Source organism: Enterobacter sp. ECC-219, from assembly GCF_043966805.1.
In the GTDB taxonomy this organism is placed as follows: domain Bacteria; phylum Pseudomonadota; class Gammaproteobacteria; order Enterobacterales; family Enterobacteriaceae; genus Enterobacter; species Enterobacter cloacae_N.
Window position 1 is genome coordinate 3,515,649 of record NZ_CP143680.1, and the last position, 10,605, is coordinate 3,526,253.

At 54.8% G+C, this 10,605-nt stretch carries 10 protein-coding genes and 1 pseudogene; 6 read left to right on the plus strand and 5 right to left on the minus strand.

Going from position 1 to position 10,605, the window contains the following annotated elements; translation table 11 throughout:
* Window positions 1-11: 11 nt before the first annotated feature.
* Window positions 12-1,268 carry a glutamyl-tRNA reductase gene (gene hemA, locus V1603_RS16715; RefSeq protein WP_021240361.1) on the minus strand — a complete coding sequence of 419 codons (1,257 nt, stop codon included), beginning with the start codon at window positions 1,266-1,268 and terminating at the stop codon, window positions 12-14.
* 201 nt (window positions 1,269-1,469) lie between these two features.
* Between hemA and lolB the strand changes: the two genes are divergently transcribed.
* The 4 genes from lolB (at window position 1,470) to dauA (ending at window position 5,824) form a co-directional block, all read left to right on the plus strand.
* Window positions 1,470-2,081, plus strand: a complete 612-nt coding sequence (gene lolB, locus V1603_RS16720) for a lipoprotein insertase outer membrane protein LolB (protein ID WP_028013462.1) — start codon at window positions 1,470-1,472, stop codon at window positions 2,079-2,081.
* Entirely contained in the window at window positions 2,078-2,947 is an 870-nt protein-coding gene (gene ispE, locus V1603_RS16725; RefSeq protein ID WP_395312981.1) for a 4-(cytidine 5'-diphospho)-2-C-methyl-D-erythritol kinase, read from the plus strand. The genes lolB and ispE overlap by 4 nt, the downstream gene beginning before the upstream one ends.
* A 125-nt stretch (window positions 2,948-3,072) precedes the next feature.
* Window positions 3,073-4,020 (plus strand): ribose-phosphate diphosphokinase, encoded by a 948-nt coding sequence (prs, locus tag V1603_RS16730; protein WP_003856663.1) that lies wholly within the window; start codon window positions 3,073-3,075, stop codon window positions 4,018-4,020.
* 124 nt (window positions 4,021-4,144) lie between these two features.
* Window positions 4,145-5,824, plus strand: a complete 1,680-nt coding sequence (gene dauA / locus V1603_RS16735) for a C4-dicarboxylic acid transporter DauA (RefSeq protein ID WP_116339368.1) — start codon at window positions 4,145-4,147, stop codon at window positions 5,822-5,824.
* Here the strand turns inward: dauA and V1603_RS16740 are convergent.
* Complete coding sequence (locus tag V1603_RS16740) at window positions 5,810-6,868, minus strand: MerR family transcriptional regulator (RefSeq protein ID WP_320721230.1); 1,059 nt, start codon at window positions 6,866-6,868, stop codon at window positions 5,810-5,812. The two genes, dauA and V1603_RS16740, sit on opposite strands and share 15 nt — an antisense overlap.
* Before the next feature lie 120 nt (window positions 6,869-6,988).
* Window positions 6,989-7,264: a stress-induced protein YchH gene (ychH, locus tag V1603_RS16745; protein WP_008499505.1), complete on the minus strand. Its 276-nt coding sequence runs from the start codon at window positions 7,262-7,264 to the stop codon at window positions 6,989-6,991.
* Between the two features lie 274 nt (window positions 7,265-7,538).
* Here ychH and pth point away from each other — a divergent pair, with 274 nt between their 5' ends.
* Window positions 7,539-8,123: an aminoacyl-tRNA hydrolase gene (gene pth / locus V1603_RS16750; protein WP_047652242.1), complete on the plus strand. Its 585-nt coding sequence runs from the start codon at window positions 7,539-7,541 to the stop codon at window positions 8,121-8,123.
* Window positions 8,124-8,249: 126 nt separating this feature from the next.
* A complete protein-coding gene (ychF, locus tag V1603_RS16755) occupies window positions 8,250-9,344 on the plus strand; it encodes a redox-regulated ATPase YchF (protein WP_010432886.1) in 1,095 nt (364 codons plus the stop codon).
* Window positions 9,345-9,397: 53 nt separating this feature from the next.
* On the opposite strand, the pseudogene V1603_RS16760 reads toward ychF, so the two are convergent.
* Together V1603_RS16760 and V1603_RS16765 are read right to left on the minus strand one after the other, a co-directional pair.
* A pseudogene (locus tag V1603_RS16760) lies at window positions 9,398-9,690 on the minus strand (YciI family protein).
* A gap of 391 nt (window positions 9,691-10,081) precedes the next feature.
* Window positions 10,082-10,600: a hypothetical protein gene (locus tag V1603_RS16765; RefSeq protein WP_395312982.1), complete on the minus strand. Its 519-nt coding sequence runs from the start codon at window positions 10,598-10,600 to the stop codon at window positions 10,082-10,084.
* Between the last annotated feature and the right edge of the window lie 5 nt (window positions 10,601-10,605).

Consider the following 10,605-nt stretch of genomic DNA (forward strand, 5'->3'; position numbering starts at 1 on the left):
GGTATAGGGCGCTATTCCAGCCCGAGGCTGTTGCGCAGAATAGTCAGGCGTTCATCATCCCCGTCACGGGCAGCCTGTTGAAGAGATTTGGTTGGGGCATGGATCAGGCGGTTGGTCAGCTTCCACGCCAGATCCTGCATAATCGCCTGCGCGTCGCCGCCCTGTTCCAGGGCCGCTAACGCTTTGGCAGTCAGGTCATCACGCACCTGCTCCGCCTGCCCGCGGTACTCGCGGATGGTCTCGCTGACGCTTTGCGCGCGCAGCCAGGCCATAAACTCGCTGGTTTCCTGCTCAACGATAGTTTCCGCCTGCACCGCCGCCGCTTTACGCTGGGCGAGGTTGTGCGAAATGATGCTTTGCAGGTCATCCACGCTGTAGAGGTAGGCGTTCGCCAGCTTGCCGACTTCTGGCTCAACATCGCGCGGAACGGCGATATCCACCAGCAGCATAGGCTGATTACGACGCGACTTCAGCGCGCGCTCCACCATCCCTTTACCGATGATTGGCAGCGGGCTGGCGGTAGAGCTGATAATAATGTCCGCCTCCTTCAGGCGTTCATCGATGTCGCTCAGCGCAACCACCTCTGCACCCACTTCATCCGCCAGCACCTGCGCACGTTCGCGGGTTCGGTTCGCGATAATCATCTTTTTCACCTTATGCTCGCGCAGATGGCGCGCCACAAGCTCGATGGTTTCGCCCGCGCCTACCAGCATCACGGTGACGGTGGAAAGGGATTCGAAGATTTGGCGTGCAAGGGTACAGGCCGCGAAAGCAACAGAAACCGCACTGGCACCAATGTCGGTTTCGGTTCGCACACGCTTCGCCACGGAGAAGGACTTCTGGAACATGCGCTCCAGCTCGCTAGCCTTCAGATGCCCTTTTTGCGAATCCGCAAACGCTTTTTTCACCTGCCCCAGAATCTGCGGCTCACCGAGCACCAGCGAATCCAGCCCGCTGGCGACGCGCATCAGATGGCTGACCGCATCATTATCCTGATGCCAGTACAGGCTGTTACGCAGTTCGTCTTCGTTAAGATTGTGGTAGTCGCATAGCCAGCGGATCAGCGCGTCGTGCAGGTTATCCTGCTCTTCCACGCTTAAATACAGCTCGGTACGGTTGCACGTCGAGAGCACCACGCCACCCTGCACCATCGGCTGTGCAAGCAGGCTGTCCAGCGCCAGGTCAAGCGTATCCGGCGAAAACGTAACGCGTTCTCGCAGCGAAACCGGGGCCGTTTTGTGGTTGATGCCGAGTGCTAATAGGGTCATGTTGAGCGGGAGTAGTACCAGCGTTAATAAGGTTAGCAGGACGCATCATACAGGATGCGCGAGATCAATAAAAGAGACCGCCTCCTTTCGGAGTAATAGGTTACTCAACGCTTTGAGATAATTTGAACGTAGACGGTAGCACTGCGGGGCGCTAGCATTAACAGTTATAACTGCAACGTATCTCAAGGATTTGTCCTCATTATGACCCGACTGATTCGCCTGCTGCCGCTGGCGGCACTGGTTCTGACCGCCTGTACTGTCACCCAACCAAAAGGCCCGGGCAAAAGCCCTGATTCACCGCAGTGGCGTCAGCACCAGCAGGACGTCCTTAATTTGAAGCAGTACCAGACGCGGGGCGCCTTCGCCTATCTCTCTGACGAACAAAAGGTTTATGCCCGCTTCTTCTGGCAGCAAACGGGGCAGGACAACTATCGCCTGTTGCTGCTGAACCCGCTGGGCAGCACCGAGCTGGAGCTTATCGCCAAACCGGGCGAAGCGCAGATCACCGATAACAAAGGCCAGCACTACACCGCGACCGATGCCGAAGAGATGATTGGCAAGCTGACCGGGATGCCTATTCCGCTGAACAGCCTGCGCCAGTGGATCCTCGGCCTGCCGGGAGAAGCAACCGACTATACGCTTGACGACCAGTATCGTCTGAGCCAGGTCAACTACACCCAGAACGGCAAAACCTGGAAAGTGGTGTACAGCGCCTATGACAGCAAGAGTAAACCGTCGCTGCCATCGAACATGGAGCTGACCCAGGGCAGCCAGCGCATCAAGCTGAAGATGGACAACTGGATCGTTAAATGATGACCCACTGGCCTTCTCCGGCGAAGCTGAACCTGTTTTTATACATCACCGGCCAGCGTGCTGACGGGTATCACACCCTGCAGACGCTGTTTCAGTTTATTGACTATGGCGACACGATTGCGATTGAACCACGTCAGGATGGGCAGATTTGCCTGCTGACGCCGGTCGACGGCGTGGCGCATGAGGACAACCTGATCGTGCGCGCCGCGCGTTTGCTGATGAACGCCGCCGCGGAGTCGGGGTGGCTGCCGGCGGGAAGCGGTGCGGATATCCGCATCGATAAGCGTCTGCCGATGGGTGGCGGTCTCGGCGGGGGCTCATCCAACGCCGCCACCGTGCTGGTTGCGCTGAACCACCTCTGGGGCTGCGGGCTGGCGAAGGACGAACTGGCTGCTTTGGGCTTAACGCTGGGCGCAGATGTCCCGGTGTTTGTTCGCGGTCACGCGGCCTTTGCCGAGGGCGTGGGCGAGATCCTCTCCCCGGTCAACCCTCCGGAAAAATGGTATCTGGTTGCCCACCCCGGCGTGAGCATTCCGACCCCGGTCATCTTTAAAGATCCTGACCTGAAAAGAAATACCCCGGTACGGTCAATAGAAACGTTATTAAATTGTGAATTCAGCAACGATTGCGAGGATATCGCAAGAAAACGTTTTCGCGAGGTTGATGCGGTGCTTTCCTGGCTGTTAGAATACGCGCCGTCGCGCCTGACTGGTACAGGGGCCTGTGTCTTTGCTGAATTTGACACCGAATCCGCCGCTCGTCAGGTGCTTGAGCAAGCGCCGGATTGGCTGCATGGTTTCGTAGCGCGCGGGATGAACACTTCCCCGCTACAGCAGGCAATTCTGGCGCAGACTGAGTTTCGGTGACAACGTCACCCTGTTCCAGACGTTGCATCGCGCTCTTTAATACACCGCCTGGATAGCCTTTGCCTGGCCCGCACAGTTTACGGCGAACGCTATCCACCACTGGACGCATGCCTGAGGTTCTTCTCGTGCCTGATATGAAGCTTTTTGCTGGTAACGCCACCCCGGAACTAGCACAACGTATTGCCAACCGCCTGTACACTTCCCTCGGCGACGCCGCTGTAGGTCGCTTTAGCGACGGCGAAGTCAGCGTACAAATTAACGAAAATGTACGCGGTGGTGATATTTTCATCATCCAGTCCACCTGTGCTCCAACGAACGACAACCTGATGGAACTGGTTGTTATGGTCGACGCCCTGCGTCGCGCTTCAGCAGGCCGTATCACTGCTGTAATCCCTTACTTCGGCTATGCTCGTCAGGACCGTCGCGTCCGTTCCGCGCGTGTGCCAATTACCGCTAAAGTTGTCGCTGACTTCCTGTCCAGCGTCGGCGTTGACCGCGTACTGACCGTTGACCTGCACGCAGAGCAGATCCAGGGCTTCTTCGACGTCCCGGTTGATAACGTATTCGGCAGCCCAATCCTGCTGGAAGACATGCTGCAGCTGAACCTGGACAACCCAATCGTGGTTTCTCCGGACATCGGCGGCGTGGTACGTGCCCGTGCTATCGCTAAACTGCTGAACGATACCGACATGGCGATCATCGACAAACGCCGTCCGCGCGCTAACGTTTCTCAGGTGATGCACATCATCGGTGACGTTGCTGGCCGCGACTGCGTGCTGGTTGACGACATGATCGATACCGGCGGCACGCTCTGTAAAGCCGCCGAAGCGCTGAAAGAGCGTGGTGCCAAGCGCGTATTTGCTTACGCGACTCACCCGATCTTCTCCGGTAACGCGGTGAACAACCTGCGCAACTCCGTCATTGACGAAGTTGTGGTATGCGATACCATCCCACTGAGCGACGAGATCAAGGCACTGCCAAACGTGCGTACCCTGACCCTGTCCGGGATGCTGGCCGAAGCGATTCGTCGTATCAGCAACGAAGAATCCATCTCTGCAATGTTCGAACACTAATCGAACACGGCCCAAAAACCCGCTGCGGCGGGTTTTTTTGTCTCTGGGTTTTATTTGTATGATTAATGCCTCCTTCACCTGCCATTCACATGACAGATGATGCGCATACGGATGATAGATAATTGTGAAAAACGTAGCCTCCTCACATGTTCTGCCCTTTCGCGCCCTCATCGACGCCTGCTGGAAAGAAAAGTACACCTCGTCACGTTTTGTCCGTGACCTGATTGCCGGGATCACCGTCGGCATTATTGCCATCCCGCTGGCGATGGCGCTGGCGATTGGCAGCGGCGTTGCGCCGCAGTATGGTCTGTACACCTCGGCCGTTGCCGGGATCGTTATTGCTCTGACGGGCGGCTCGCGCTTCAGCGTCTCCGGCCCGACCGCCGCCTTCGTTGTGATCCTCTACCCGGTTTCGCAACAGTTTGGTCTGGCGGGCCTGCTGGTTGCCACCCTGATGTCCGGCCTTTTTTTAATTCTGTTTGGCCTGGCCCGCTTTGGTCGGTTGATTGAGTACATCCCCCTTTCCGTCACGCTCGGGTTCACCTCGGGGATTGGGATCACCATCGGAACCATGCAGATCAAAGATTTCCTCGGCCTGCAGATGCCCCACGTACCGGAGCACTACCTGCAAAAAGTGGGGGCGCTGTTTATGGCGCTGCCGACCGCCAACCTGGGCGACGCCGCCATCGGGATTGTGACGCTCGGGACGCTGATCGTCTGGCCTCGCCTCGGTATTCGCCTGCCGGGCCATCTGCCCGCGCTGCTGCTGGGCTGCGCGGTGATGGCCATCGTCAATATGTTCGGTGGCCATGTCGCGACTATCGGCTCGCAGTTTCACTATGTCCTGGCGGACGGCTCGCAGGGTAGCGGCATTCCGCAACTGTTACCTCAGCTGGTGTTGCCGTGGGACATGCCGGGCTCCACTTTCACACTGAGCTGGGATTCTCTGCGCGCATTGCTACCCGCCGCGTTCTCCATGGCGATGCTGGGGGCGATTGAATCTCTGCTCTGCGCCGTCGTCCTCGACGGTATGACCGGTACCAAACACAAAGCCAACAGCGAACTGGTCGGTCAGGGGTTAGGCAACCTCATCGCACCGTTCTTTGGCGGTATTACCGCAACGGCAGCCATCGCCCGTTCTGCGGCAAACGTGCGCGCGGGGGCGACCTCCCCCGTTTCGGCGGTTATCCACTCCGTGCTGGTGATCCTCGCCCTGCTGATCCTCGCCCCGCTGCTCTCCTGGCTGCCGCTTTCCGCCATGGCCGCCCTGCTGCTGATGGTGGCCTGGAATATGAGTGAGGCGCATAAGGTGGTTAACCTGCTGCGTCGCGCGCCGAAAGACGACATCATCGTGATGCTGATCTGCATGTCGCTGACCGTGCTGTTTGATATGGTTATCGCCATCAGCGTCGGGATCGTACTCGCTTCCCTGCTGTTTATGCGCCGCATCGCGCAGATGACGCGCCTTTCCCCGGTTAACGTAGAGGTGCCTGACGATGTGCTGGTGCTGCGCGTGATTGGCCCGCTGTTCTTCGCCGCGGCGGAAGGTCTGTTCAGCGATCTGGAGTCCCGCATCATGGGCAAACGGGTTGTGGTGCTGAAATGGGATGCCGTACCGGTGCTGGATGCCGGCGGCCTGGATGCCTTCCAGCGCTTTGTGAAACGTCTGCCGGAAGGCTGCGAGCTGCGGGTGAGTAACCTCGAATTCCAGCCCCTGCGCACCATGGCGCGCGCGGGCGTGCAGCCAATCCCTGGCCGCTTATCCTTCTACCCTAACCGGGAAGCCGCCTTAGCGGATCTGTGAGTTACCCGATGCAGAGAAACGTCTCTGCATCATCACCCCGATCGCCTGCTGGAGCCATGCAAGCACGGCAGGCGTCATCCACGTCCCTTTCATCAGATGCGGTTCCTGCTGCATGGCAACGCGAAACTTTTGCTGGGTCTCCGGGTTCGTCCCTGCGTACGACTGGAATAACATCAGCCAGTTTTCCGCCAGCTTTTGCGCCTCCTCCGCAGCAGGATCGAGATTTTCCCGCTGTGCCTGATGCAGCTTCGCCACCAGCGGTGGCCACTCCATCATGCGGTCAAAGTAGTGCGCCCGGGTAAAGGCCATCTCTTCGGCAGTGAGGTATTTCTCCCATATGCTGAGCTTAGATTCCGCAAACGCGCGCGTGATGTAATCGGTCATCTCCGGCGTGATGCCGGTCTGCTCGCGCATTTGAGGCTCCACGCTGTGCATCTCGTTCAGGCGGGTGAGAAACTCCGGCCTGCCCGCCGTGTCCTGCTCCAGGCGTTCCATCCAGCGCGTCGCCAGATCCATCGCCCGCGTGTCAGCAACGGGTATATCCTGTTCCAGCAACGCGTTGGCCTCTGCCACCAGCCCTGACCAGATAGCCGACAGCGCGTCCTTCTGCACCGCAAACGGCAGCTGCTGTAACTCTTCTTTGCTAAACCAGCGATCGTACATATTCATCAACTCCAGAGTCTGTAGCCAGGATTCCAGATCCGGCGTCGCATCATCGGTAAGCCCGGTACGCAGCTCCACCAGCCGGTCGCGCAGCGTGTGTATGCTGCGCAGCTGTTCATCCAGCAGCGTAATTTGCGCATCGAGTAGCTCGGTTAACGACAGCGACTCCTTTTCCAGAAAGTCCCTGATTTCAGCAAGTTCCAGCCCCGCTTTTGCCAGCGCCTGGATCATGTGCAGTCGCTGCACATCCGCCAGGTTGTAAAGCCGGTAACCTGCCGCGCTTCTGGCAGAAGGCAGCAGCAGCCCTGTTTGCTCGTAGTGATGCAATGTCCGCACGGTGATACCGGCTCGTTTCGCAAGTTCGCCCACCTGAATCAACATAACTGCTCCTTTTTTCTTTGCCAGTGCCGCCACTCTGGAGCCTTACGTTACGTGAGGGTCAATATGCTATGCAAAAAAAACGACTCCAGATGGAGTCGTTTCGGTATTCTGTATCGGGCACTAGCTGTGCTTATGCTGGTCACGGCGGCAGCGTTTATCGTAATGGCGCACCCACCAGTATTTATCGCAGACTTCCTCATGTCCGCTTACGCGCGCCCCGGCAAGCCACAACACCGCACCGAGGAAGATACTCAGTACCGCGCCATGCGCGAAGTATTGCGGGAGATCAAGCTGCGGCAGCTGGTTTAAAATGGAATAACCCACGCCGACTACCATCACGAAGAGCCCCAACCCCATCAGCACGTTACCGAGTAACGAAGCGTTTTTGCGTTTCATGTGTCACCTCCGGAACTTTGGGTTGTCAGGGGAAAAGCCCCTAATCCTTGTGTGTAAAGTATAGACAACGCCCCTTTTATGAGTTGCGTGAATGATCACAATTACAGATAACTCCCAGACAAAAATTTACAAATAACATGTTGAACAGCTTGAAATTCTAATTGTTCAGATAAGTAATTATTTGTATTTCGCTGTTACGATCGCAGAATTTTGTCAACCGGCGCGCCAGACAGTAAACTACGCGCCAGATCTGGAACCCATTAGGAATTGAATCGTGACGATTAAACTGATTGTCGGCCTCGCCAACCCGGGCGCAGAGTATGCAGCCACCCGCCACAATGCCGGGGCATGGTACGTCGATCTGCTGGCCGAACGGTTACGTGCTCCCCTGCGTGAAGAACCAAAATTCTTCGGCTATACCTCACGTATCAACCTTGCTGGCGCAGATGTTCGCCTGCTGGTGCCCACCACCTTTATGAACCTGAGCGGCAAAGCCGTGGCGGCCATGGCAACGTTTTATCGCATCAGTCCGGATGAAATTCTGGTCGCCCACGATGAGCTGGATCTCCCCCCAGGCGTGGCGAAATTCAAGCTGGGCGGCGGGCACGGCGGCCACAACGGTCTTAAAGACATCATCAGCAAGCTGGGCAATAACCCGAATTTCCACCGTTTGCGCGTGGGAATCGGCCATCCGGGCGATAAAAACAAAGTTGTCGGTTTCGTACTCGGTAAGCCCCCGGTTTCTGAGCAGAAACTGATTGACGAAGCGGTAGACGAAGCGGCGCGCTGCACCGAAATCTGGCTGAAAGACGGCTTAACGAAAGCGACAAACCGCTTACACGCTTTCAAAGCGCAATAATCCGCCCGATACGGCTTTTTTACCGCGCGTCATGCGGGTTACGTGTATAATAGGCGTAGTTATTTACTTTTCATCAATCGGTTATCGTTAACGGATTGATTATCAAGATATTAAGGTGATTTAGAAATGGGATTCAAATGCGGTATCGTCGGTCTGCCAAACGTGGGCAAATCCACCCTGTTTAACGCGCTTACCAAAGCGGGTATCGAAGCGGCGAACTTCCCGTTCTGTACCATCGAACCGAACACCGGCGTGGTGCCAATGCCGGACCCGCGTCTGGACCAGCTTGCGGAAATCGTGAAGCCGCAGCGCATTCTGCCAACCACCATGGAGTTCGTGGACATCGCGGGCCTGGTAAAAGGTGCCTCCAAAGGCGAAGGTCTGGGTAACCAGTTCCTGACCAACATTCGTGAAACCGAAGCGATCGGCCACGTAGTGCGCTGCTTCGAGAACGACAACATCATCCACGTTAACAACAAAGTGGATCCGGCGGACGACATCGACGTTATCAACACCGAGCTGGCGCTCTCTGACCTCGACACCTGCGAACGCGCGATTCACCGCGTGCAGAAGAAAGCCAAAGGCGGCGACAAGGACGCGAAAGCGGAACTGGCTGCGCTGGAAAAATGTCTGCCACAGCTGGAAAACGCGGGCATGCTGCGCGCGCTGAAAAACCTGACTGAAGAAGACAAGGCGGCGATCAAATACCTGAGCTTCCTGACCCTGAAGCCAACCATGTACATTGCCAACGTTAACGAAGACGGTTTTGAGAACAACCCGTACCTGGACAAAGTGCGTGAAATCGCAGCGGCGGAAGGTTCTGTGGTTGTGGCGGTTTGCGCTGCCGTTGAATCCGACATCGCCGAGCTGGACGACGCCGACCGTGAAGAGTTCATGGCCGAGCTGGGTCTCGAAGAGCCGGGCCTGAACCGCGTGATTCGCGCGGGCTACGAGCTGCTGAACCTGCAGACCTACTTCACCGCTGGCGTGAAAGAAGTGCGTGCGTGGACGATTCCTGTAGGTGCGACTGCGCCTCAGGCGGCTGGTAAGATCCACACCGACTTTGAGAAAGGCTTTATTCGCGCGCAGACTATCGCGTTTGAAGACTTTATCACCTACAAGGGTGAGCAAGGCGCGAAAGAAGCAGGCAAGATGCGTGCGGAAGGGAAAGATTACATCGTTAAAGATGGCGATGTGATGAACTTCCTGTTTAACGTTTGATTGGTTTTGAATGAAAAAAATCCACGCTTTGGCGTGGATTTTTTATTGCGGGGTTAAAACACATTTTCCAATAGTTCTGTTTTCATGCTGGGTTCAAAAGAAATGATCTCAACAGTCGCAAGCTTTAACCTCTGAAAAGGATCCTCGCGTAAGCGCTCCTCAAGAGAGGCAAGACTCTCACACTTAGCGAGAATGACACCGCCGTTTCTTGGGATCCGTCTACCGGACGCCAGGAAAATCCCCTCTGCATACACTTTTTTAGCCACTCAACATGAGCAGGTATCGCTGCATCGATTTCTTCGAATGGTTTTATATAGGTCATAATGACAATGTAAACCGTGCTCATCTTTTGCCTATCAGTTTTTTTTAGTCGTTTGTTGGAACCGCTTATGCAGCTCCTCTTTTTCCCCCCGGTATTGTTATAACGTTTATGTGTATTTTAATCTTAATACGCGGGTCAGGATTGGGACAACACGTTATGCATCGTAGGAAAAAACCAATCATGCCAGCCGTTTTTTACCGCATAGCTACAAACAATGACGACTTCCCTTGGAAGAGTGAGTTTTAAGCAATAAAAAAGTCCCTTGGGGAGGTGCAGACAAATATACTTTTTCACAGAGTTCATTGAAGTTTGTCAAAACGGCTGGTAACGGCTTTTGTTCATTTAATACAAGGACTAATTAACGTGTTGAATCTAACATTACATAGTCTAAAATTGACATGCCGAAAGTATATTTTTACCCTTTGGCGATCACGACGCTCCTATAATCTGTTTCATTTTTTATCCAGAACATTTCATCTTGAGGTAACGATCCATCACTGCAGAAATCAACAAGTTCGCCGAACCAACCATCAGGAACATATTTGTGATAATGCATACTCTCAACATATTCAGAATATAGTCGCTTACTTTCAAAGTCTATAAATAAATCCGGCATTAGATCATATATATCCCACCAGGTTGTTTTTTCTGAAAGCCTATTGTAAAACGCCTCAGCTATATCATCCTTATCGTGTAAATAACCATCTTTAATTAAGTTATCAATGAATGTCTGCGCGTTTTTTTCATTTACTACTGGTATGTCATATCTTTCCTTATGGATATCCTGTAGGTTTATTTCTACCCCGTTTTTCACAAAATCGTCTACCCATTTAACTCTGTCCAAAACCCACATTTCTTTAAAGGCAACGAACCAATAAAATCTTCCTTCGTTCTTTACTATTACAAGGAGTTCATCATCTTTATTAACATTCATATAGT

What these genes read in the sequence shown, in the direction of transcription:
- hemA (WP_021240361.1), bottom strand. Translation starts at nt 1,268, where the DNA reads ATGACCCTATTAGCACTCGGCATCAACCACAAAACGGCCCCGGTTTCG.
- lolB (WP_028013462.1), top strand. Translation starts at nt 1,470, where the DNA reads ATGACCCGACTGATTCGCCTGCTGCCGCTGGCGGCACTGGTTCTGACC.
- ispE (WP_395312981.1), top strand. Translation starts at nt 2,078, where the DNA reads ATGATGACCCACTGGCCTTCTCCGGCGAAGCTGAACCTGTTTTTATAC.
- V1603_RS16740 (WP_320721230.1), bottom strand. Translation starts at nt 6,868, where the DNA reads ATGTTGATTCAGGTGGGCGAACTTGCGAAACGAGCCGGTATCACCGTG.
- ychH (WP_008499505.1), bottom strand. Translation starts at nt 7,264, where the DNA reads ATGAAACGCAAAAACGCTTCGTTACTCGGTAACGTGCTGATGGGGTTG.
- ychF (WP_010432886.1), top strand. Translation starts at nt 8,250, where the DNA reads ATGGGATTCAAATGCGGTATCGTCGGTCTGCCAAACGTGGGCAAATCC.
- V1603_RS16765 (WP_395312982.1), bottom strand. Translation starts at nt 10,600, where the DNA reads ATGAATGTTAATAAAGATGATGAACTCCTTGTAATAGTAAAGAACGAA.